Source organism: Kitasatospora purpeofusca, assembly GCF_042691725.1.
Lineage (GTDB): Bacteria > Actinomycetota > Actinomycetes > Streptomycetales > Streptomycetaceae > Kitasatospora > Kitasatospora purpeofusca_B.
Genome location: NZ_CP170483.1, coordinates 4,391,633 through 4,414,489 on the forward strand (window position 1 = coordinate 4,391,633; position 22,857 = coordinate 4,414,489).

Here is a 22,857-nt window from a genome sequence, read left to right on the forward strand (position 1 = left end):
CGTGCCGTCCTGCTCCTCGCCTGCTCCCCGCCTACTCCTTGCCGAGGCGGGTGACGTCCAGCTTCTGCGCCGCGTAGTCGGCCCGGATCACCTTCTTGTCGAACTTGCCGACCGAGGTCTTCGGCACCGCCTCGACGATCGCCCAGCGCTCCGGCAGCTGCCAGGAGGCGATCCGCCCGGCCAGGAACGCCCGCAGCTCGGGCAGCCCGGCGGTGGCGCCCGGCCGCAGCACGACGGTGGCCAGCGGCCGCTCGCCCCACTTCTCGTCCGGGACGGCCACCACGGCGGCCTCGGCGACCTCCGGGTGGGCCATCAGGTGGTTCTCCAGGTCCACCGAGGAGATCCACTCGCCGCCGGACTTGATCACGTCCTTGGCCCGGTCGGTGAGGGTCAGGTAGCCGTCCGCGGTGATGGTGCCGACGTCGCCGGTGCGCAGCCAGCCGTCCTCGGAGAACTTGTCTTCCGGGCGCTGCGGGTCCTGGCCCGCGCCCCCGTAGTACGCCCCCGCGATCCACGGGCCGCGCACCTCCAGCTCGCCCGCCGACACCCCGTCGTGCGGCATCCGCTCGCCGCCCGGGCCGATCAGCCGGGCCTCGACGGAGGCCGGGAAGACGCCCTGGGTGACCCGGTACGGCCACGCCTCCTCCGGGGTCAGCCCGCCCGGCGGCTGGGCGAAGGAGCCGAGCGGCGAGGTCTCGGTCATGCCCCAGGCGTGGATGACGGGGATGCCGTGGCGCTCCTCGTAGGCCTTCATCAGCGACGGCGGGCAGGCCGAGCCGCCGATCACCACCATGCGCAGGCTGGAGGTGTCGTAGTCGCCGGCGTCCAGCTCGTCCAGCAGGCCGCTCCAGATCGTCGGCACGGCCGCGCTGACGGTGGGCCGCACGGCGGCGATCATCTCGGCCATCGGCTTGGGCTGGAGGAAACGGTCCGGCATCAGCAGGTTGGCGCCGGACATGAAGGCGGCGTGCGGGATGCCCCAGGCGTTGACGTGGAACATCGGTACGACCGGCAGCGCGGTGTCGCGCGGGGTGAAGGCGAAGTTGTCGCCGGTGTTGACCTGGAGGCAGTGCAGGTAGACCGAGCGGTGGCTGTAGAGCACGCCCTTCGGGTCGCCGGTGGTGCCGGAGGTGTAGCAGAGCACGGCGGCCTGGCGCTCGTCGATGTCGGACTGCCAGGGGTAGGCGGTCGGCCGGTCCGCGATCAGCTCCTCGTAGTCGTGCACGCCGCCCGCGAAGCCGGCCAGCACCGACCGGTCGCCGGGGCCGCTGACCACGATGTGCCGGAGGGTCGGGGCCAGCTCGGGGAGGACCGCCGCCAGCAGCGGCAGGACGGTGCCGTCGACGATGACCACGCGGTCGGCGGCGTGGTTGACGATGAACGAGAGCTGGTTCGCCGGGAGCCGCAGGTTGAGGGTGTGCAGCACCGCGCCCATCGCCGGCACCGCGAGGTAGGCCTCCAGGTGCTCGGCGTTGTTCCACATCAGGGTGGCGACGCGGTCGTCCGCCGTCACCCCGAGCTCGTCCCGCAGCGCCCACGCCAGCCGGGCGGCCCGCGCCCCGGTCTCCGCGTACGTCCGGACCACCGGGCCGGTGCCGTCCCAGGTAGTGACGGTCGAGCGGCCGTGGATCGTGGACCCGTGCTCCAGGATCCGGGCGACGGTGAGCGGTACGTCCTGCATCGTGCTGAACACGGGTCCTCCTCGACCTGGGCGGCACTGCGGCGGCCCCTGCCCCGAACCCGGCCGAACACCGGCTACTGGGTGGTAATACGGGCCGTAGGGCCCGATTCTGCCGCGCCCGGTCCCGGATGTCAGCCTTCCGGCGGCGTTGCCCCGATCACGGCCCGGCCACGGCCGGCCACGTTCCCCCCGGTCGGGCGGGGCGGCCCGGGCGCCCGCCCCGGCGGCCGGGATACTGGGGCCATGGGCGACGCACACGGCGAACGGCGGATGGGGCGGGGGCCGGCCGGGTTCCGGCTGCCGTGCCCGTGCTGCTCCGGCGGGGTGCTGACGCAGGCGCGGATGGGCCTGCGGGCGGGCCGCACCGGCACCGGGTTCGTCTCGGAGACCTGCCGCTACTGCCAGGGCCGGGGCTGGCTGGGGCTCGCGCTGCGGGAGTGACGGCGCGGGGGTGACGGCGCGGGGACGACCTGCGCCGGGGTGGCCTGCGTGGGGTTGCCTGCGCGAAGGCGGCCGCCCGTCAACCGGCCAGCGGGGCGTCGACGTGGTTGCGGTCGACGGTGAGCGTCGCCCCGCCGTAGGTCTCCTCGACGTTGCCGCGGTACTGATGGATCCGCTGGTGCTCGGTCCAGAGCTCCTCGGTGAGCGGCCCGCCCCCGGCGGTGTCGGCGCGGTCGTCCCAGCGGGCGTACCAGAGGGTGTCGGGCAGCGGCGAGCTGCCGGCCCGCGCGGCCGCCGCGAGGTCGGCGATGCCGGAGTCGAGGCTGGAGTAGAAGCCGGAGCGGTGGCCGGCCTCGTGCAGCGCCTGGGTCCAGCCGACGGTGAAGTCGACGACGGCCTGGCCGCAGGAGGGGTCGCGCACCGGATAGGCCTCGATGTCCAGGAAGACCGGGCTGCCCTGGCCGAGCCCGACCGCCCGCAGGCCCTCGACCGCCTCGGCCGCCTCCTCGCGCCCCTGCTGGGCGGCCCGCGCGGGGTCGATCCGCTTCGGCTTGCGCTTCAGGTCGCTGCACGGCGCCTGGAGGCCGACGTGGACGGGCAGGAACAGCCACCCCATCGCCCGGGCCTGCCGCACCCAGTCGGCGGTGAGCCTCGGCTGGGCGCAGCCGCGCTGACCGCCGCTGGTGTAGATGCCGAGCGCCCCGTACGGCGAGGCGTCGCGCCAGGCCCGCAGGGTCTCCAGCGGGGGCGCGGTGCAGGCGTCGAAGGCCGCGCCGGCGTAGAGGTCGCGGGGCCGGGCGGGCGGCGGTCCGAGCCGGTCGGGCAGGACCGCGGCGCGGATGCGGGGGACGACGGCGGCCGCCGGAGCGGCGGCGTCGGCGCTCGCGCCCGGGCCGCCGGCGGCCAGCAGGAGGACGAGGGAGGCGGCGGCGGCGAGGGCCGCGGGGCAAAGATGGCGCACGCCGCCTTGATACTGACGGGCCGTCGGACACCGGAGGCCGCCGCGCCGCGTGCACCGTCGAAGCTCACCCTTTCGGGCGCACCCGTCCACATCCGTCCCGATTCCAGTAACGAGCTTGCTGCCCAGTGGCTCCTTACGGCAGACTCGCCACCATGCCCACGTCCCACCCCAGCGAAACCTCCGCCCCGACGCCGGCCGCCGCCGTCGCCGAGGCGCTTGCCATGCCGCCCGCCCCCAAGGGCGAGCCCGCCGGCGAGCGGGGCAGCCGGCGACGAGGCGGGGCGCCCGGCGGGGGACTGCCACCGGACGCACGACCCGGCCGAGCGACCGGCCGACGGTTCCAGAACCTCCTGCGGCGCCCGATGGGTGACCCCCCGGCCGAAGGCTGGGGGAGGATCCCGGCGCCGCTTCTCTGTGTCGCGGCGATGTTCCTGGTGCAGACCGGGATCGCGTTCTCCAAGCCGCTCTTCGGACCGCTCGGGGTGAGCGGCACCACCTTCCTGCGGCTGAGCTTCGCGGCGGTCATCCTGCTGGCCGTCACCCGGCCCCGGCTGCGCGGGCGCCGGCCGCGCGACCTGGCCGCCGCCGCCCTGCTCGGCATGGCCTCGGCCGGGATGACGCTGCTGTTCGCCGGGGCGATCGACCGGCTGCCGATGGGCACCGCCGCCACCATCGAGTTCCTCGGCCCGCTCGCGGTGGCCCTGGTCTTCGCCCGCAGCGCCAGTCACCTGCTCTGGGCGCTGCTCGCGGCCGGCGGCGTGGCGCTGCTCACCCTGCTCGGCGAGGGCGGGGAGGGCGGCGGGCTCGACCCGGTCGGCCTGCTGTACGCCTTCGGGGCGGCCGCCTGCTACGCCGCGTACATCCTGTTCACCGACAAGGTCGGCGCCGCGTTCCAGGGCTTCCAGGGGCTGGCCGTGTCGATGACGGTCGGCGCGCTGACGGTGGCGCCGTTCGGGCTCGGCCAGGCCTGGGACGGGCTGACCGCGCCCGGCGCCTCGCCGCTGATGCTGCTGCTCGCGGTGGCCGGGGTGTCGCTGCTGCTGCCGGTGATCCCGTACGCGCTGGAGATGACGGCGCTGCGGCGGATGCCGCAGCGGGTGTTCAGCGTGCTGGTCAGCCTGGAGCCGGCGGTCAGCGCGCTGGTCGGCCTGGTGGTGCTGGGTCAGCTGCTGGGCGCCGCGCAGCTGGCCGGCATCGGCTGCGTGGTGGCGGCGAGCGTCGGGGCCACGCTGACCGGGCGGCGCTGAGGCGCGGCGTTGCGGTGAGCCGGGGGCGCGCATCGGATCGATGCGCGCCCCTGCTGCTCTGCGGCTCTGCGGCGCTACGGCGCTACGGCCAGAGCAGGGTGCGCGACCACTCCGGCGTGCGGACCGGGCCGGTCCGGGTGTAGCGGAGCCGGACGTGGTGGCGCTCCGCGTCGCCCTGCCAGAACTCCACCTCGTTCGCCCAGAGCGTGTAGACGGCGTGCCCGGCGGCGACCGCGTCCGGGGTGGCCTCCAGTCGGCGGCGGGCGACCGCCACCGCCTCCTCGTACTCGGCCGACGAGGCCATCGGCTCGCTCTGCCGACCGACCAGCGCGCCGATCCGGGCGGCCGGGGAGCGGGTGGCGAACTCGGCCCCCGCCACCTGGTCGGCGGCCCGCTCGACGGTGCCGCGCACCCGTACCTGGCGGCCGAGCTGCGGCCAGTAGACGGTGAGCGCGGCGGCCGGGTGGTCGGCGAGCTGGCGGCCCTTGGGGCTGTCGGCGGCGGTCGAGAAGACCCAGCCGGTGCCGGCGGCGTCCACGTCGCGCAGCACCAGGACGCGGGCGTCCGGCATGCCGTCGGCGTCGACCGTGGAGAGGGTGAACACCTGCGGGTCCAGCACCCCGGCGTACAGGGCGGTGGCGAGCCAGTCCACGAAGAGCGGGCCGGGTTCGGCCGGGGCCGCCCCGGCGTCGAAGGTCGGCAACGGGCGGGCCATCGGCGGACGGCCGAGCATCAGCTCGGGCACGGACCGGGGTGCGGCCGGGGCCGGCTCCCCGCCGGGCCCGGGGCCCGGTGCGGGCCTGGTCTCGCCGGGGCCGCTCAGGCCCTCCTCCTCCGCTGCCATCGAGCCCTTCCTTCCGGTTGCCGCGGCCGCAGCCCGCGGCGAGCCGGTCTCGGGGCGGGCCGGGCGCGGGGTGCGCTGTCGGAGCGCAACCGTACCGCCGTGCGGTGACGACTCCGGGCGCGGGCCCTGGACTGGACCTGTTCCGGGCCCCGAACACGCCCGTGGGCGGCACCGACGTGCGGTGCCGCCCACGGGACCGGGGGCGCGGTGACCCTTTCCGCTGCCCGGTCGCGCCTTGTGCGATCCGTTCCGATCGCTCGGTTTCCGATCCGTTCCACGGTCCGTTTGGCCGGCTCCGGTCGTCCGTCGACGGCGCCCCCGCCGTCGACGGCACCCGGTCGGCGCCGGTTCCCGGACGCTCAGGTGCTCAGGTGCTCGGTTGTTCAGGTGCCTGGTTGCTCAGGAGAAGACCCGCCGCCCTGCGGGTTCGGATGCGAGCCATGAAAGCCTCCAAGAAACGGTAATCATGCCATGTGTGCGGGAGTTCACCGGCCAGGCGAACACCTACGGGCTGCGGCGCCGGGAGACAGACTTCCGCAACAAATCGACAAAGCACCACCTCCCGGCCGAATTTTCGCCCTTTAGCGTGATATTCGGCACCCCGGCGCATAACTGCCGGCGACACGGAAAACGCGCCCTTCGCACCACCGTCCACCTGCGGCGCAGTCGGATCGGCCAGCCACGGCCAATGCGCCCGGGACGGCGCGAGGAGAGCACACCGACGCCCCGGCGCACCACCAAGGCGCGCGATGAAAGCAAACACGCCCCCGGTCGGTGCGGTCGCGTTACCGAGTCGACAATTCAGACCGCCCGGCAGCAGTCCGAAAATCATCAGAACAATGCGCCAAAGCGGGGCAGAGGACCAGGGCAGGGAATCGGGCGATACCGGATCAGATCGCCTTGCCGGGATTGAGAATGCCCAGCGGGTCGAAGACCGCCTTCAACTGCCGCTGCAGGTCCATCGCCACCGGCCCGAGCTCTCGCGCCAGCCACTCCCGCTTGAGCAGCCCCACCCCGTGCTCGCCGGTGATCGTGCCGCCCAGCTCCAGCCCGAGCGCCATGATCTCGTCGAAGGAGCGCTGCGCCCGGGCCGACTGCTCGGCGTCCGCCGCGTCGAAGATGACGATCGGGTGGGTGTTGCCGTCGCCCGCGTGGCTCACCACCCCGATGGTCAGCCCGTGCCGCTCGGCGATCGCCGCGACGCCGTCCAGCATCTCGGCCAGCCGCGAGCGCGGCACCGCCACGTCGTCGATCATCGTGGTGCCCAGCCGGTCCAGCGCGGGCAGCGCCTGGCGGCGCGCCTCCAGCAGCAGTTCGGACTCGGCCTGGTCCTCGGCGGGCACCACCTCGCTCGCCCCCGCCGCCCGGCACAACTCCCCGACCGCGGCCAGCTCGGCGGCCCGGTCCGGGCCGTCGAAGGCGACCAGCAGCAGCGCCTGGGTGGACTCTGGCAGCCCCATCCGCCCCAGGTCGTTGACCGCGCGCACACTCACCGCGTCCATCAGCTCCATCAGCGACGGGGTGAAGCCGCGCGCCATCACCTCGCAGACCGCCGCACCCGCCGCGGCCGCGCTCGGGAACTCCGCCGCCAGCGCCAGCTGCGGCGCGGGGGCCGGCCGCAGCGCCAGCACCGCGCGGACCACCACGCCGAGCGTGCCCTCGGAGCCCACGAGCAGCCGGGTCAGGTCGTACCCGGCCACCCCCTTGGCCGTCCGGCGGCCGGTGGACAGCAGCCGGCCGTCGGCCAGCACCACGTCGAGGCCGAGCACGTACTCGCTCGTCACGCCGTACTTGACGCAGCAGAGGCCGCCCGCGCCGGTGCCGATGTTGCCGCCGATCGTGCAGGACTCCCAGCTCGACGGGTCGGGCGGGTAGACGAGCCCCGAGGCGGCGGCGGCCCGGGACAGCTCGGCGTTCACCACGCCCGGCTCGACCACCGCGAGCCGGTTCACCGGGTCGAGCTCCAGGATCCGGTTCATCTTCACCATCGACAGCACGATGCAGCCGTCGACGGCGTTGGCCGCGCCGGACAGCCCGGTCCGGGCGCCCTGCGGGACCACCGGCACGCGCAGCGCGGTGGCGGTCCGCAGGACGTGCTGCACCTGCTCGACCGTCTCCGGGAAGACCACCACCGCGGGGGTGCCGGCCGGGCAGAAGTCCGCCATGTCGTGCCGGTAGGCGGCCGTGACGTCCGGGTCCACCGCCAGGGCGCCGGGCGGGAGGCCCTCCGCCAGCCGGTCCGTCAGATCACTCATCGCCGCCTCCGCTCGCACCGCCCGTCCCGCCGCACCGCGGGGCGCCGTCCGTATCCGTCCGACCGCGCCCGGCTCTCGCACTCTGCCCGCCGCCCGTCCGCCCGGCAAGTACGCCGCCCCGGCGCAGGACGGGCGAGGCCGACGCGAGGATCCCGGCGGCGCCGGTGGCCGCCGCGCAGAGCGCCGTGGGCACCCGGGGGCCGACCGCGTCGGCGAGCAGGCCGAGCAGCCCGGTCGAGAGCACCAGTGCCGCACTCTGCACCAGGGTCAGCAGCGCCTGCACCCGGGAGAGGTGTCCGTCCGGCGCGGCCCCCAGCACCAGCGGACCGATCCGGCAGGCGAACAGCCCGGAACCCACGCCCGTCACCACCCCGCCGGTCACGGCCGCTCCCGGCCCCGGCGCCGCGGCCAGCAGCGCGACACCCACCGCGGCCACGCAGAGCCCGAGCGCGGCACCCATGCCGCCGTGCCCGCGCCCTCCGCCGTCCCGCCGCGATAGCAGGCCCGCCACCACCAGCACACCCGCCCCCTGGCCGCCCGCCACCAGACCGGCCGACCCCGCGCCCCACCCGTCGGCCCGTGCCAGCAGCGGCGCGAGGAGCGACACCACCGGCAGCAGGGCCCCGGCCGCCGCCCCGGTCAGCAGCAGGGCCGCCCGCAGCAGCCGGTCCCCCGCCGCCAGCCGGACCCCGGCGGCCGCCTCCGCCAACAGCCCGGTCGGGTGCTGCCCTCCGGGCCGCTCCCGGCGCTGCCGCAGGACCGGGAGCGCCACCGGGACCGGGACCGGCACCCGCAGCAGCACCAGCAGGACGACGGCGAAGCTCGCCGCGTCCACCAGCGCCACCCCGGGCAGCCCGCCCGCCGCGGCCAGCGCCCCGCCGAGCGGTGCCCCGAGCAGGGCGGCGAGCTGCCCGCCGGCCTGCCGCAGCGCCAGGGCCCGCGGCAGCTGCCCGGCGCCCACCAGCAGCCGCGGCATCGACCCGCTCGCAGGCAGGTAGAACGCGTCCACCACCCCGATCACCACCGCCGCGAGGACCAGCAGCCGCAGCGGGGTGCCCCAGCCGACGGCCGCCGCCGCCAGGGCGAGGGTCGCGGCCAGCATCACCGCGTCCCCGGCGAGCATCACCCGGCGGGCGCCCAGCCGGTCCGCCACCGCGCCGCCGACCAGCACCAGCGCCGTCCGCGACACCGTGATCGCGGTGAGCACCAGCCCGGCGGCGCCCCCGCCGTGCGCGGCGGCGGCCCAGCCCAGGGCGAAGGCGAGAGCGGCATCGCCCAGTGCCCCGAGCTGCGCCCCGGCGAGCCAGAGCAGGTAGGAGGCGGGCAGCGCCGCCCGCGCCGGGTGGGCCGGGCTCGCCGGGTGGGCCTCGCCGTCGGGCGCACGGGCCCCGGTGATCGTCATGCCGGCCGACGCTAGGACCCTCGACCTGCTTCAGGGCAAGCGCCGGCCGACCGCGGGCCCGGCTACGCCCGCACCACCGGCTCCTGCAGCTCCGTCACCCAGTCCGTCACCTCCTCCGGGCACTCCAGGTACAGCTCCCGGGCGTACCCGGTCGAGCGGTAGCCGTTCTCCTCGATGAACCGCGCCAGGGCCTGGACCGATCCCAGGGAGTCGTCCATGGAGCCGCGGTGCACCAGGGTCGCCGCCTCCTCGACCGCCGGCAGGTCGACCACCGAGAGGCCGTGCTCCCCGGCCGGGTCGACCGAGGTGGCGATCGGCACGGCCACCCGGATCCGCACCGAGCCGTCGCCGTCCCCGGTGTCCTCGTACCGGGCGACGGACGGACCGGTGTGCGCGATACCGGCCGCCGCCAGCCGTCCGCAGAGCTCGTCGAACAGCGGGCCGATCACCGGCGTGATGTCCTGCGGCTCGTAACTCGCCGCGAGCCCCGTCAGCTCGGCCACCCGCACCGCCGGCACCCGCTTCACCACAACGTCCTGCGTGGACATGGTCCCCTCGCTCTCGATCGTCCGGAGCCTCGCCTCGACCCGGGCCAGCCGTTCGCCGTCCGCCGCCATCGCCGCGGCGAGCTCGGCCCGCCGCAGCCGCAGCATCCCGCGCAGCTCGGCCGTGTCCACCTCCTCGTCCAGGACGGCCCGCACCTGTTGCAGCGTGAAGCCGAGGTCCTTGAGGGCGATGACCCGGTTGAGCCGGGCCAGTTGGGCCGCCTCGTAGCAGCGGTAGCCGCTGGCCGGGTCCACCCGGGCGGGCAGGAGCAGTCCGATGGCGTCGTAGTGGCGCAGCATGCGGACCGACACCCGGCCGTGCTTGGCGAAGTCTCCGATGTTCAACACAGTCCCTCCAGTGCAGACCCTCACACGGTGTCACGGTCAAGCACCGGCTTCGCCGCCCGTCCCTCCGCTCCCGGCGGCCCGCTCAGTCCGTCACGTCGAACCCCCTCCGCTGGCCCAGTGCCTGGAGGCTGCGCTGGCCGGGGATGCCGTTGGCGTCGTCGCCGCTGTAGCCGAGGCTGCGCTGGAACGCGGCGTACGCCTGCACGGTGCGCGTGCCGAGCGAGCCGTCCACCCAGCGCTGCTCCAGGAACCCCTCGTCCGCCAGGGCCTGTTCGACGATCCGCACCTCGCCGCCGTACGTCTGGTGGCCCTGCTCGGCCCCCGGGTCGGTGCGCGCCGCCGCGACCACGTGGGCGAGCGATACCCGCTGCGGCGAGGGCAGCCGGCCCAGCAGCCGGCGCAGCGACCCCTCGCCCGGAACGCCGTCGGCGTCCGATCCCGAGTACCCCAGACTGTGCTGGTAGTCCTGGTAGTTGAGGGTGTCGGCGTCCCGCCAGTCCTGGTCCGGGCCGGACTGGTAGTGCCGGCCGAAGCCCAGCCGGACGAGCGCCTCGCCCACCTCCTCGACCTGTGGCCCGTGCGCGCCGTAGCCGTACTCCAGCCCGTTGATGGTCACCCGGTACCGGGCGGGCCCGGACCCGCCGCTCGGCGGGGGCAGCGGCGCGCCGCCGGCCACCGCGACGATGCCGGGCATCACGACCTCGCGGAACTGCCGGGCCCGGGCGTCCCCCGGGCAGGCCGTGCCGCCGTCCGACCACTCGGGGAACATCCGGTGCACGCCGAAGCCGGGCTGGTCCCACTCGGAGCAGATCCGCAGCGGGATCCCGTGCCGCTGGTGCAGCCACACCCCGAGCGCGACGAGCGCCACGACCTGGGGGTCCGTCCACGGGTCGGTGCTCTGGTCGTCACTGGCCGACTCCACGCTCACCGCGCCGGTGCCGTCGGCCCTGCGGTTGGCGCGCATGTTGGCGTCGGCACGGGTCTCGGTGCCGACGAACTGCCCCACACTGCCGTCGTACCCGACCCCGAAGTGGGACTCCAGGTTGGTGGAGTCCCTCCAGTACTCGTACATCCGCCGCGGCGTCCACGGCGCCGCCACACTGTGGAAGATCACCTGCGTCGGCGTGATCGCCGGCTGCTCGTCCGACTCGGGTTCGAGCTCCATCTTCTCCGCACCGGGGTACCAGGCCATCCGTCTCTCCTTGCCGGGCCCAGGGCAGTTCGCCCCTTACGCCCTGAAAGACGGACCCCGACCCCTCACAGGACGACGCGTCCACCCCAAACCCCCCGTTCAGGTGAAACCGCGCCACCACCCCACCCCTCCACCGCCCCGAGCCCGCCCCGAGCCCGCCCCGCAAACGCACGAAGGCGGGTGCCGAACGATCTCGGCACCCGCCTCGAGCAGGTAATTCTTCTCCTACCGGCGGAGAGCGTGGGATTCGAACCCACGGTACGGGGTCACCGCACGACAGTTTTCAAGACTGTTCCCTTAGGCCGCTCGGGCAGCTCTCCAGGCGGAGGTCAGCCTAACGGGTCCGGCGGGGTTCGGTGCACCGGGTTTCCCGGGGCGGGTCGGGGGTCACTTGTCACCGACGCGGGTGCCAAGGGTGACCTTGGTGGTGGCGGTCTGGCCGTTGCGGGTGTACTCGACGTCGACGGTCTCGCCGGGCTTGTGCGTCCAGATCTTGCTGACCAGGGCGGGGCCGTTCTCGATCGGGCTGCCGCCGAGCTTGGTGATGACGTCGCCGGGCTTGAGGCCGGCCTGGTCGGCGGCGCCGCCGGGGGTGATGGGCGGCTGGCCCTGGACGTCGCGGGTCGAGATCTGCGCGCCGTCGCCCTTGTAGCTGTCGTCGCGCAGCACGTCGAGCTTGGCGTAGACGGGCTTGCCGGTCTTGATCAGGGTGTCGGCGACCCACTTGGCCTGGTTGATCGGGATCGCGAAGCCGAGGCCGATGGAGCCGGCCCGGCCGTTGCTGGAGGCGTTGGACTGGATCGCCGAGTTGATGCCGATCACCCCGCCGCCGGAGTCGAGCAGCGGGCCGCCGGAGTTGCCGGGGTTGATGGAGGCGTCGGTCTGCAGGGCGTTCATGTAGGAGGCCTGCGCGCCGGTCTCGTCGCCGGAGGCGACCGGGCGGTCCTTGGCACTGACGATGCCGGTGGTGACGGTGGACTCCAGGCCGTACGGGGCACCGATGGCGATGGTGGAGTCGCCGACGTTGACCTTGTCGGAGTCGGCCAGCGGAAGCGGCGTCAGCTTCTCCTTGGGCGGGTTGTCGAGCTTGATGACGGCGACGTCGTAGCCCTCGGCGCGGCCCAGCACGGAGGCGCTGTAGGAGGAGCCGTCGGCGAACTTGACGGTCAGCTTGCCTCCGCTGGAGGCGGGCGCGACCACGTGGTTGTTGGTGAGGATGTGGCCCTCGGTGTCGAAGACGAAGCCGGTGCCGGTGCCGGACTCGCCGTTGCCCTGGGCCTTGATGGTGACGACGCTGGGCAGCGCCTTCTGCGCGATGCCGGCGACCGAGCCCGGGGCGGGCTCGTTCTTCTGGGTGTTGTTGGCCTGGACCGTGGTGGAGCTGCGGTCGGCCTTGGCGCTCACCGATTTGCCGTCGCGGTCGGCGACGGACACGCCGACCGCGCCGCCGGCCACGCCAGCCACCAGGGCGACGGCCGCGACCAGGGCGATCAGGCCGCCGCGCTTCTTGCGCGGGCCGCCGGGGACGGGCGCGCCGGGGTACTCGCCCGGGTAGCCGAGCGGGCCGCCGGGGCCACCGGGGGCCCCGGGCGCGCCGGGGGTGATGTCGTGGGCGCCCCAGCCGCCGAGCGGCTGGCCGGCGCCGAACGGGTGCTGGTGCTGGTGCTGGCCGGTCGCACCCGGGCCCTGCGGGGCGCCCGGGGCGGCGAACGGGTCGTGCGCCGCGAGCGCCGGGGGAACCGGCGTGCCCGGGGCCGGGGTGGCGTACGGGTTGCCGCCCTGCGGGGCGGCCAACGGCGCGAGCGGCGCGGCGGGAGCGGCCGGGACCGGGACCGGAGCCGGAGCCGGGGGCACGGCGGGCGGCAGGACCGGCGGCGGGGCGTCGAGGTACCCGGACTCGGCGGCCGGGGCGGCGGCCGGCTCCGGCGCGCCGACCTTGCCGAACGCCAGCGTGGGCGTGAACCCGCCGGAGCCCCCCTCGGCGGCCGGGGCAAGCCCGGACGACCGGTCCACTGCGGACGTCGTTGCGGGGGCGGGGGCGGGGCCGGCCGCAGACTGCTGCGCCGGACCGTCAGAAGCGGAACCCACCACCCCCTGGCCGCCGGAGGGCTGCTCCCCCTGCGACCCGGTGGACCCAACCTCGCGCTCGGTGCTCACGGACGACCTCCATAGCTGACAGGACCTACAACCATAGTTTTTCGCACACCCGATTCGATTGCCGTAAGGACCCTTCTGAAGAACTCATAAGAATCCTTAGCCGGGCCCGACAGCCGCCGCAGCGCTGCGTCCCGCCCGGTCCGCCTTGGCGTTCCCCCCGACGACGACTAACCTGTCGCTCCGAACTGACACGCGGGAGCTTGGACCCACCAGGCTGAGAGTGCGCCGGTCGACCGTACGCCACGGACCCCGTGGACGGCCGTCGAGGGGGCGCAGACCGCCGGAACCTGTCCGGGTAATGCCGGCGTAGGGAGAAATCGGCCATGCCGTCTGCTTCGCCATCCTCGTCCTCGGGCGCGCCCGCGTCCGTCCCCCCGGCGCAGGACGCCGCGGGGACCGCCCCCGGTTCCCCCGCAGGCGGCACCGCGCCCACGGCCACCGCCGTGCTGGAGCCCCCGGCCCGGACCGAGGCACCGCTGGTGCTGGACACCGAACCGCCCCGCACCCTGCGCTTGCGCGACCACTTCGCGCTCTGGATGAACCTCGGCGTCTCGCTGATCGGCTTCACCACCGCCGCGACCGTGCTCGGCGCCAAGGGCGGCGAGCTGTCGCTGGCCGCCGCCGTGACCGCGATCGTGGCCGGCACCGCGGTCGGCACCGCGATGCTGGCTGTGGCCGCGCTGATCGGCGCGCGCACCGGCGCGCCCGCCATGGCGAACCTGCGCGGCCTGTTCGGCACCCGGCTGTCCTACGTGCCGACGGTGCTCAACATCGTCCAGTGCATCGGCTGGGGCGTCTACGAGCTGCTGACGATCGCGCTCGGCGCGCAGACCGTGGTCGGCACCGAGGGCTACCGCTGGGTCTTCGTGGTGCTGGCCGGCGCGCTGACCACCGCGCTGACCATCTGGCCGCTCGGCGCGATCGCGGTGCTGCGCCGCTTCGTCGCGGCCGCGGTGGCGGTCGCGATGGTGTACTTCACCGTCCAGCTCGGCCGGCACGGCGTCCCGGACCCGGGCGCGGGCAACTGGCACGGCTTCCTGCGGGCGACGGACTCGATGATCGCGGTGTCGATCTCCTTCGTCCCGCTCGCCGCCGACTACACCCGGCACTCGCGCACCCCGCGCTCGGCGTTCTGGGGCAGCTTCTCCGGCTACACGATGGCGCAGGTCTGGTGCTACGTGCTCGGGCTGATGGCGCTGCTGCAGGCGGACGGCGACCCCGCCCGGATCTTCGACTCCTTCCTCGGCGTCTGGGCCGGCTGGCTGTTCCTGCTGGTCCTGGTGCTGCGCGAGACCGACCAGTCCTTCGCGAACGTGTACTCGACCGCGATGTCGATCCACAACCTGCTGCCCAGGGTCGACCGCCGGGTGCTGACGGGCGGCACCGGCGTGCTGATCACCGTGCTCGCGCTGCAGATCACCGAGTTCACCGACTCCTACTACGCCTTCCTGGGGCTGATCGGCTCGGTCTTCGTGCCGATGTTCGCGGTGCTGGCGGTCGACTACTTCCTCGGCGCCGGGCGGCGCGGCTGGGACCTCTCCGCCGACGCGCCGTCCCGCTGGCTGATGCTGCTGCCGTGGGCGCTGGGCTTCGCCACCTACCAGCTGATCGCGCCGACCGCGGTGGCCGGCTGGTGGACGGACCTCTGGACCTCCGCGCAGGAGGCGCTGCACTTCACCCCGCAGGAGTGGACCTCGGCCTCGCTGTTCGGCTTCCTGGTGCCGGCCCTGGCCACCTGGGCGCTCACCCCGCTCACCCGGGGCCGGGGCGCCGCCGCGCGCTGACCCCGCCCCGGCGCCGCGGACGCGGAGGCGAGACGGCCCCCGGGGTTGGGGCGGTCTTCGCCTCCGCTTCACGTGCCCGGCCTATCGTGTAGGGCGTGACCAGCCCTGATGTCTCGCCCCCGACCGCCCGCACCGCACCGCCCGTCCAGGTGATCGCCCACCGCGGTTCCTCGTTCGCCCTGCCCGAGCACACCCTCGCCGCCTACCGCAGGGCGCTCACCGAGGGGGCGGACGCCCTGGAGTGCGATGTGCGGGTGACCGCCGACGGGCAGCTGGTCTGCGTGCACGACCGGCGGATCGGCCGGGTCTCGGACGGCCGGGGCACGGTGTCCGCGATGACGCTGGCGGAGCTGGAGGCGCACGACTTCGGCGCCTGGAAGACCGGCCGGCCGAGCGAGGACCCGGAGCTGCGCGGGGTGCTGCGGCTGGAGAGCCTGCTGGAGCTGGTGGTCGACTGCGGGCGCCCGGTGGACCTCGCGATCGAGACCAAGCACCCGGTGCGGTTCCGCGGCCGGGTGGAGTCCGAGCTGCTGCGGATGCTGGACCGGTTCGGGATCGGCGGCGGGGCGGGCGGCCGCGGGGCGGACGGCGGCAGCAGCGGCGGCAGCGGCGGCAGCGGCGGCAGCGGCGGCAGCGGCGGCAGCGGCGGCGGCGGGGCGGACGTCCGGGACCACGGGGTCAACGCCCGGATCATGAGCTTCTCCTCCCTCGCGCTCGCCCGGGTGGCGGCGGCCGCGCCGCAGTACCAGCGGGTCTTCCTGTTCGAGCGCGGCCTGGTGCTGCGCGGACGGCTGCGCCCGGGCGCGCCGCTCCCGGGCGGGGCGCGGATCGCCGGTCCGGGCATCGAGCTGGTGCGGGCCCGCCCGGGGCTGGTGACCAGGCTGCGCGAGCTGGGCCACCAGGTGCACGTGTGGACCGTGGACGAGCCGGCCGACGTCGAGCTCTGCCTGGAGCTCGGGGTGTCGGCGATCATCACCAACCGCCCGGCGGAGGTCCTGGCCCAGCTCGGCCGCTGAGCCGGCGGGCGGTCCCGGCCGGCGGTCCCGGCCACGGTCCCGGCCGCGGCGGATGGTGATCCCGTGGCGCGCGGTACCGCTGCGGTGAACCGTTCAACCACCATGGCCCGTTGATCGTCTTGGTAGGGACTCAAACCTTTCGACGACGATTTCTGCCGCAATTCATACAGTTTCACGACACAGGGTGAGCATCGAATCACCTCTCGCGTACCGACGGTGGACCGCCGTCAAATGTCCGCGCGGGATCGCCGCACGGTCGTTTCCGACGTATTGCCAAGGGGCATCCATCCCTCGGCATACGCTGAAGGAGGTCCGGGGGTGGCGTTGATGGTGGCGCGTGAAGTGCCGACTTCATCGACCATGGCGGTGCCGCACGGCCCAGCGAGTGTCGGGGTCGCGCGGCGCCGACTGCGTCGAGATCTGGGAGACCGCGAGATACCGGAACCGGTCATTGATGATGCCGTTCTGATCCTTTCCGAACTATTGAGCAACGCTTGTCGTTACGCCCGCCCGCTCGGGCCCCTGCCCGCGCTCGGCCGGGGCGCCCGCGCCGAGGTCGTCGGCCCCCTGCTGGTCGGCGGGTCGTCGCGAACCGGCGGGCCCACCGGGCCCGGCACACCGGCCGCCGCGCCGGGCGAGGCCGGCGAGGACACCGGCGGTGTCCTGGTCCGCTGGCAGATGCACGCCGACGGCGTGCTCACCCTGGAGGTCACCGACGGCGGGGCGCAGACCCGGCCGTCGCCGTCCAGCCCCTCGCTGACCTCGCACGGCGGCCGCGGGCTGAGCATCGTGGACCAGCTGGCCAGCGACTGGGGCGTGCGCGACGCCCCCGGCGAGGTGACCGTCTGGGCGGCCCTGCCGGCCCGGGCGCGGCACGCCCGGCGGACCGGCGGCGGTCACCACGGCGGCGGGCACCACACCGGCGGCCACCACCACGGCGCCTGAACGGCCGGCCACCGCGACGGCCGAACGGCGGGCCGGGCCTGCGCAGCGCCCGGGCAGCGGGCACCGCGGGCCCGCCCGCGCTCCGGCGCACGCCCACCCGCCCGGGGAACGTCAGTAGGCTGCCGGGAGCACAACACCACCGTTCCCGGGAGATCCGCACCATGGGCAAGAAGGCCGCCAAGAAGGCGCCGCAGCGCAGTCAGTCCACCCCCGCCGCCACGGGCGAGATCCCCGTGGTCGGGGCCCGCGAGAACTGCCCCTGCGGCTCGGGCCGCCGCTACAAGGCCTGTCACGGCCGGGAGGCCTCGCACGCCGTCCAGGAGCTGGTGCACCGCCCGTTCGAGGGCCTGCCGGGCGAGGCCGACTGGGTGGCGCTGCGCGAGCTGGTGCCCGCCGCCACCGTCCCGCTGACGCTGGCCGCCGGGGTGGCCGGCACGGCCGCCGGCGAGGTGCCGTCGGTCACCCTGGCCACCGTGCTGCCGCTGGCCTGGCCCGCGCTGCGCCGCCAGGACGGCTCGATCCTGCTGGGCCTGCAGACCCAGTCGTCCTCCGGCGACCTGAGCCGCGACCTCGCCGACGCCCTGGAGCTGGCGCTGGCCACCGAGCCCGGCACCCCGGTGCCGGCCCGCCGCACCGTGCCGAGCGGCCGCCGCCTGCAGGACCTGCTGGACGCCTCCGCCGCCTTCGAGCCGATTGTGCACACCGGCTTCGAGTTCTGGCTGGAGGACGCCGAGACCGCGACCGGCGAGGTGGCCGCCTCGCTGGAGCGCGCCAACGCCTCGGCGATCCCCACCGAGAAGCTCACCGGCGTCGACTCCGCCTACTGGTGCGGCACCCCGGACAAGAACCACCTGCGCTGGGTGATGACGGTGCCGGAGGAGCAGCTGCTGGACGCGCTGGCCCGGCTGACCGCCGCCGAGCGGTCCGCGATCGGCCCGGACACCCGCCTGGTCGGCTCGTTCCGGGCGCACGGCCTGACCGTGCCGGTCTGGGACCTGCCGCTCGGGATGACCGCGACCGACTGCGAGAAGCCGGCCGCGGAGTTCGCCGAGCGGCTCGCCGCGACGCTCGCCGATCCGGCCCCGCTGACCGCCGACGAGCGGCGGGCCCGCGCGAACCTGGTGAACCGTCAGGTCACCCTGAACTAAAGGCGGGACGGAACACCGGGGCCATGCCCGGCGGATCGACGTGATACGCGTCACATTGGCGCCCGTAACCCGCAATTTCCGGGCTACGAGGGCGTCTTGGAAATTGGCGCGGGCGCGGATCCTTGTTACTGTCTAAAGAGTCCGGTCGCTGGTGCATCCCCCGTCGCCAGCGGCCGGATCTTTTGTTTTCCGAACGCCCCACGCCGGGGCCGGTCGGCCGTGCCCGATCAGTACGTCGACGACGGATCGTCAGTACGCCGAGCGGCCGCTGTCCAGTTGGACCGCCGCCGCCACCAACTCGCCCAGCAGCGGCTCGACCTGCGGCAGCCAGACCCCGCCGTCGGCACCCTGGCGCGGCGGCAGCACCCAGCGCACCCGGTCGCCGTCCCCGCCCCCGGGCGGCAGCGGCAGGAAGCCGCCGACCCCGTGGTAGCGCAAGGATCCGGGCACCCAGGGGAGTTGGACGAGCATCTCGCCGAGCGCGTCGAGCGAGTAGGGGGCGACCAGCATCGCGTACCGGCCGGGCATCGCCACCACCGGGCCGAGCCGCAGCCGCAGGGCGGCCAGGTAGGCGAGCGCGCGGGCACCGGCCGCCGCCGGGAGGCTGACCGCGCAGACCGTCCGGCCGGTCGCGACCAGCACCGGGGCGTCCGGGCAGCGCCGCTCCCACCACCAGCGCACCATCCGGGCGTCGGTGGTGGCCGCGAGCAGCGGCGGGTCGTGCGGGTGGGCGCCCGGCACCGGGCAGTCCGGGTCGCCGCAGGAGCAGTGTCCGCCGGCGAGCAGGACGGCGCCGGGGACGACGGGCCAGCGGTGCCCGGCGGCCGTCGCCAGGGCCCCGGCCAGCCGGTCCGCCCGGGCCGCCGACCGGCGCTTCGGGTCGTCGCGCAGTGGGTTGTCGCGCATTGGCACCCGTTCCTTTCCGTGACCGCTCGGTGGCTCCGCCCCGCGGTCGCCGGACCGGCCGCCGCCGCGCGTCCGGGGAGGCCGGACCGGCCCGCGAACCGGAGGGAGGGAGCCGACCGGGATCCGGGTCGGAACGGACCGGGGCCGGACGGCGGGCGGGACGGACGGCGGTACGGACGGCGGTGCGACAACGGCGCGGGCCTGGAGCACGCGGTGGAGCACGATGTGAAAGGGCTGCGGAATAGAACAGCCCTTGGAACGAGAATCCCGTATGCGACCGGATGGACGCCGCCCGGCCGCGGTTGGTTCCACCGTACGAGTGAGTCGCTTCCGGCCGACCCGGCCGGCCGGCGCCAGGGGCATACGATCCGGACGGCCGCCGGAGCCGTCCCCCCGGTTCTGCCCGTTCACCGGCTGCTCCATGCCCGACCGACGGTTGCGCCGCGGCCCGCCGGACTGCAGCGCAACCGACCGGCGCGCGCGGAACGGAACGCGCCCCCCGACCGGGTCCGCGACGGCGCGGACCGGCCACCAGCCTTGTCATGGCTCTGGACATGCCCCGAATGGCCTGTGTAGAAGTGGTGGCATTGCTGTCGATCAATGACGAGTAGTAGCGAATCGAGGCGAAACGCGCCCTTTTGGCCGTGCTCGCTCCAAACGGCCGTACCTGGGGGTTCCGCATGATCCGCGTGACACGCACCACCGCGTCAGGAGTGGCGGCATGACCGAGTCCCACCCACCGTCGACGTCCTCCGAGCCGGCCGAGCCCGGCGGTACCAGCGGGCTCTCCGTGCTCGACCCGCCGGGCTTCCGCGATCCGGCCCCGCCCGTGGGCCGGCCCGCGGGCCAGGCGGAGAGCCAGCCGGAGAGCCAGCCGGACGGCCGAGCGCCCGGGGAGCTGCCGGGCTGCGGCGAGGGCGCGGGCCGCGCCGCGGGCGCCCCCGGCGCACCCGAGGGAGCGGACCCCACCGCGTCCGCCACCGGGGTGCAGGACCGTTTGGCCGGACGTCTGTCCGATTTCACCAGCCTGCACGAGCACACCGAGCGGCTCGCCCGCGCCCGCGGCCTGTCCGCCACGCTGGACGCCGTGCTCGCCTCCGGCGCCGCGCTGCTCGGCGCCGGCCGCGCCCTGCTGGTCACCTTGCTGCCCGGCGGCGGCCCCAGCCAGCCGGTCGGCCTCGGCCTGGACCGCGCCAGCCTCGGTTCGCTGGAGACCGTCCCGACCGACCAGAGCCTGCTCGCCCGGCTGCTGCGCGACCACGACCGGCCCGCCGAGCTGCACTCGCGCGACCTCGCCCGCGACCCCGCGATCGGCGCCCGGCTGCGCGAGCTGGCCGGCCACCTCGGCCTCGGCGGCTGCTACGGCCTGCCGCTCGCCACCGAGGAGGACGGCCCGCTGGCCGCCGCGCTCTGGTTCTACGACGAGCCCGCCGACCCGACCGAGCGCCGGCGCGAGCTGGCCCGCCGCTACTGCGAGGTGGCCGCCCCGCTGCTGGCCAAGCAGCTCGACGCGGAGAAGGTCCGGCGCACCACCGAGGCGCTGCGCCGCGGCCTGCTGCCCGACCGCCTCCTGCAGCCCGCCGGCCTGCGGCTGGCCGCCCGGCTCGTCCCGGCCGGCCTGGACCGCTCCTGCGGCAGCGACTGGTACGACGCCATCCCGCTGCCGGACGGCACGGTCGGCCTCACGGTCGGCTCGGTCTCCGGCGACGGGCCGGGCGCCGGACCGGGCTCCGCCCCCGGCGCGGCCGCCGCGATGGGCCGGGTGCGGGCCGCGCTGCGAGCGTACGCGGTGCTGGAGGGCGAGGACCCGGTGTCCGTCCTGGGCGACCTCGAACTGCTGCTCAAGACCACCGAGCCGGCCCGCACCGCCACCGCCGTCTACGCCTGGGTGGAGCCGGAGGGCCGGCGAATCACCCTGGCCGGGGCCGGCCACTGCCCGCCGGTGCTGGTCACCCGGTACGGCGCCGAGTTCGTGGAGACCTCGCTCTCCGCGCCGCTCGGCGTGCTCTCCTGCTGGGAGGCGCCCGGGGTCGAGTTCACCGCCGAGCGCGGCGACACCCTGCTCCTCTACACCGAGGGGCTGGCCCGCCGCTTCGGCCCGACCCTGCACGTCGGGCAGGCCAACCTGCGCCGGGCCGCCGCCGACGCCCCGCGCGACGTGCGGATCGACCCCGACCGGCTCGCCGCCCACCTGGTGGCGGCCGCGGCGGAGCACGACGCGGCCGGCGCCGCGGGCGGCCCGGCCACCGACGACCTGATGCTGCTCGCCGCGCGCTTCGAGTAGCCGGGGGCGCCCGCGCGGGTTCGAACGGACCGGGCGAAGGCCCGAACGGGTGAGCGGCCGGGCGTCCGTACCATGGACGCACGGCCGCCCACCTGTGTCGCGATCCGACGCGCCCCGGGCGGCACCACGCGCAAGGAGGCGACGTACGTGACCGAGGACCGCACCCCCGCGGTGGCCGAGAACCCCGAGGCCGTCGGCGGCGACGAGGAACCGCAGCAGTCCAAGGGCCGCAAGAACGGCCTCTACTCCGAGGTCTCCGACGAACTGGCCGCGTCGATGAAGTCCGGCTGGGCCGACACCGAGCTGCACGGTCTGGCCCCGGTCCCGCAGGCCCCGTACGCCGCCGAGCGCCGGGCCGAGCTGTCCGCCGCCTTCCCCGGCGAGCGCCTGGTCGTCCCGGCCGGCACCCTCAAGGTCCGCTCCAACGACTGCGACTACGCGTTCCGCGCCGCCAGCGAGTACGTGCACCTCACCGGTGACCAGACCGAGGACGCCGTGCTGGTCGCCGAGCCCGCCGGCGCCACCGGCCACACCTTCGCCCTCTACCTGCTGCCCCGCTCCGACCGCGAGAACGGCGAGTTCTGGCTGGACGGCTACGGCGAGCTGTGGGTCGGCCGCCGGCACAGCCTCACCGAGCAGGAGCAGCTGCTCGGCCTGCCGGTGCGCGACGTCCGCAAGGCCGCCGACGAACTGGCCGAGCGCGCCGGGGACGGCGTGCCGACCCGGATCGTGCGCGGCTACGACGCCGGCCTGGAGGCCGCGCTCGCCGCGGTGCTGGACGCCGACAAGGACGCCGGGTTCAAGGAGTTCCTGAGCGGCCTGCGGCTGGTCAAGGACGAGTGGGAGATCGGCGAGCTGCGCGCCGCGTGCACCGCCACCGTCAAGGGCTTCACCGACTGCGTGCGCGAGCTCGGCCAGGCCGTCGCCACCTCCGAGCGCTGGATCGAGGGCACCTTCTGGCGCCGTGCCCGGGTCGAGGGCAACGACGTCGGCTACGGCTCGATCTGCGCCGCCGGCCCGCACGCCACCACCCTGCACTGGGTGCGCAACGACGGCGAGGTCCGCCCCGGCGAGCTGCTGCTGCTGGACGCCGGCGTGGAGACCAGCACCCTCTACACCGCCGACGTCACCCGCACCCTGCCGATCAACGGCCGCTTCGACGCGCTCCAGCGGAAGATCTACGACGCCGTCCACGACGCGCAGGAGGCCGGCATCGCGGCCGTGAAGCCGGGCGCCCGGTTCCGCGACTTCCACGACGCCTCGCAGCGGGTGCTCGCCGAGCGGCTGCTCGCCTGGGGCCTGCTGGACGCCTCGGCGTACGACGTCGAGAAGGTCCTGGAGCTGGGCCTGCAGCGCCGCTGGACCCTGCACGGCACCGGCCACATGCTCGGCCTGGACGTCCACGACTGCGCCCACTCGCGCACCGAGGAGCACGTCGACGCGCTGCTGGTGCCGGGCATGGTGCTCACCGTCGAGCCCGGCCTGTACTTCCAGCAGGACGACCTGACCGTCCCCGAGGAGTACCGCGGCATCGGCGTGCGGATCGAGGACGACATCCTGGTCACCGCCGACGGCAACGAGAACCTCTCGGCCGGCCTGCCGCGCCGGGCCGAGGACGTCGAGGCGTGGATGGCCTCGCTCGCCTGAGCCACCGGGCCGGTGCGCCCGAGCCGCCGGCGGTCCGGCCCCCGAGCAGTGGGG

At 75.1% G+C, this 22,857-nt stretch carries 17 protein-coding genes, 1 tRNA gene and 1 riboswitch; of the genes, 8 read left to right on the plus strand and 10 right to left on the minus strand.

All coding sequences use genetic code 11. The features are described 5' to 3' along the window. Positions 1–31: 31 nt before the first annotated feature. A complete protein-coding gene (locus ACFCLZ_RS18520) occupies positions 32–1,693 on the minus strand; it encodes a long-chain fatty acid--CoA ligase (RefSeq protein ID WP_380286022.1) in 1,662 nt (553 codons plus the stop codon). A gap of 231 nt (positions 1,694–1,924) precedes the next feature. Here ACFCLZ_RS18520 and ACFCLZ_RS18525 point away from each other — a divergent pair, with 231 nt between their 5' ends. After that, positions 1,925–2,122, plus strand: a complete 198-nt coding sequence (locus tag ACFCLZ_RS18525; RefSeq protein ID WP_380286023.1) for a hypothetical protein — start codon at positions 1,925–1,927, stop codon at positions 2,120–2,122. Positions 2,123–2,201: 79 nt separating this feature from the next. On the opposite strand, the gene ACFCLZ_RS18530 is transcribed toward ACFCLZ_RS18525, so the two are convergent. Further along, a complete protein-coding gene (locus ACFCLZ_RS18530; protein ID WP_380286024.1) occupies positions 2,202–3,083 on the minus strand; it encodes a DUF1906 domain-containing protein in 882 nt (293 codons plus the stop codon). Positions 3,084–3,445: 362 nt separating this feature from the next. Between ACFCLZ_RS18530 and ACFCLZ_RS18535 the strand changes: the two genes are divergently transcribed. Beyond that, positions 3,446–4,330 (plus strand): DMT family transporter, encoded by an 885-nt coding sequence (locus ACFCLZ_RS18535; protein ID WP_380286025.1) that lies wholly within the window; start codon positions 3,446–3,448, stop codon positions 4,328–4,330. Positions 4,331–4,412: 82 nt separating this feature from the next. On the opposite strand, the gene ACFCLZ_RS18540 is transcribed toward ACFCLZ_RS18535, so the two are convergent. From ACFCLZ_RS18540 to ACFCLZ_RS18570, 7 genes are all read right to left on the minus strand, one after another. Continuing rightward, positions 4,413–5,174, minus strand: coding sequence for a pyridoxal 5'-phosphate synthase (locus ACFCLZ_RS18540; RefSeq protein ID WP_380286026.1), 762 nt, complete (start codon positions 5,172–5,174; stop codon positions 4,413–4,415). Positions 5,175–6,064: 890 nt separating this feature from the next. Continuing rightward, positions 6,065–7,429 carry an FAD-binding oxidoreductase gene (locus ACFCLZ_RS18545; RefSeq protein ID WP_380286027.1) on the minus strand — a complete coding sequence of 455 codons (1,365 nt, stop codon included), beginning with the start codon at positions 7,427–7,429 and terminating at the stop codon, positions 6,065–6,067. Further along, the gene (locus ACFCLZ_RS18550) at positions 7,422–8,831 is read right to left on the minus strand and encodes an MFS transporter (protein ID WP_380286029.1); all 1,410 of its coding nucleotides are present in this window, start codon (positions 8,829–8,831) and stop codon (positions 7,422–7,424) included. The genes ACFCLZ_RS18545 and ACFCLZ_RS18550 overlap by 8 nt, the downstream gene beginning before the upstream one ends. A gap of 62 nt (positions 8,832–8,893) precedes the next feature. Next, entirely contained in the window at positions 8,894–9,724 is an 831-nt protein-coding gene (locus ACFCLZ_RS18555) for a MerR family transcriptional regulator (RefSeq protein ID WP_380286030.1), read from the minus strand. A gap of 82 nt (positions 9,725–9,806) precedes the next feature. Continuing rightward, on the minus strand, positions 9,807–10,916 hold the full coding sequence (locus ACFCLZ_RS18560) for a peptidoglycan-binding protein (protein ID WP_380286031.1): 1,110 nt from the start codon (positions 10,914–10,916) through the stop codon (positions 9,807–9,809). 232 nt (positions 10,917–11,148) lie between these two features. Continuing rightward, positions 11,149–11,236: transfer RNA gene (locus ACFCLZ_RS18565), tRNA-Ser, on the minus strand. 67 nt (positions 11,237–11,303) lie between these two features. Further along, positions 11,304–12,929, minus strand: coding sequence for a S1C family serine protease (locus ACFCLZ_RS18570; protein WP_380286032.1), 1,626 nt, complete (start codon positions 12,927–12,929; stop codon positions 11,304–11,306). 326 nt (positions 12,930–13,255) lie between these two features. Further along, positions 13,256–13,403: riboswitch (TPP riboswitch) on the plus strand. Between ACFCLZ_RS18570 and ACFCLZ_RS18575 the strand changes: the two genes are divergently transcribed. The 4 genes from ACFCLZ_RS18575 to ACFCLZ_RS18590 all read left to right on the plus strand — a co-directional run bounded on the left by ACFCLZ_RS18575 (position 13,397) and on the right by ACFCLZ_RS18590 (position 17,966). After that, complete coding sequence (locus ACFCLZ_RS18575) at positions 13,397–14,857, plus strand: purine-cytosine permease family protein (protein WP_380286033.1); 1,461 nt, start codon at positions 13,397–13,399, stop codon at positions 14,855–14,857. (Overlaps the previous riboswitch by 7 nt.) 95 nt (positions 14,858–14,952) lie before the next feature. Continuing rightward, on the plus strand, positions 14,953–15,873 hold the full coding sequence (locus ACFCLZ_RS18580) for a glycerophosphodiester phosphodiesterase family protein (RefSeq protein WP_380286034.1): 921 nt from the start codon (positions 14,953–14,955) through the stop codon (positions 15,871–15,873). A 483-nt stretch (positions 15,874–16,356) separates the two neighbouring features. After that, complete coding sequence (locus ACFCLZ_RS18585; RefSeq protein ID WP_380286035.1) at positions 16,357–16,818, plus strand: hypothetical protein; 462 nt, start codon at positions 16,357–16,359, stop codon at positions 16,816–16,818. A gap of 161 nt (positions 16,819–16,979) precedes the next feature. After that, positions 16,980–17,966, plus strand: coding sequence for a DUF5926 family protein (locus ACFCLZ_RS18590; protein ID WP_380286036.1), 987 nt, complete (start codon positions 16,980–16,982; stop codon positions 17,964–17,966). Between the two features lie 249 nt (positions 17,967–18,215). Here the strand turns inward: ACFCLZ_RS18590 and ACFCLZ_RS18595 are convergent, their stop codons facing one another. Next, positions 18,216–18,872, minus strand: coding sequence for a bifunctional DNA primase/polymerase (locus ACFCLZ_RS18595; protein ID WP_380286037.1), 657 nt, complete (start codon positions 18,870–18,872; stop codon positions 18,216–18,218). Between the two features lie 721 nt (positions 18,873–19,593). Between ACFCLZ_RS18595 and ACFCLZ_RS18600 the strand changes: the two genes are divergently transcribed. Together ACFCLZ_RS18600 and ACFCLZ_RS18605 are read left to right on the plus strand one after the other, a co-directional pair. Continuing rightward, positions 19,594–21,156, plus strand: a complete 1,563-nt coding sequence (locus ACFCLZ_RS18600) for a PP2C family protein-serine/threonine phosphatase (protein ID WP_380286038.1) — start codon at positions 19,594–19,596, stop codon at positions 21,154–21,156. A 147-nt stretch (positions 21,157–21,303) separates the two neighbouring features. Further along, the gene (locus ACFCLZ_RS18605) at positions 21,304–22,803 is read left to right on the plus strand and encodes an aminopeptidase P family protein (RefSeq protein WP_380286040.1); all 1,500 of its coding nucleotides are present in this window, start codon (positions 21,304–21,306) and stop codon (positions 22,801–22,803) included. The last annotated feature ends 54 nt before the right edge of the window (positions 22,804–22,857 follow it).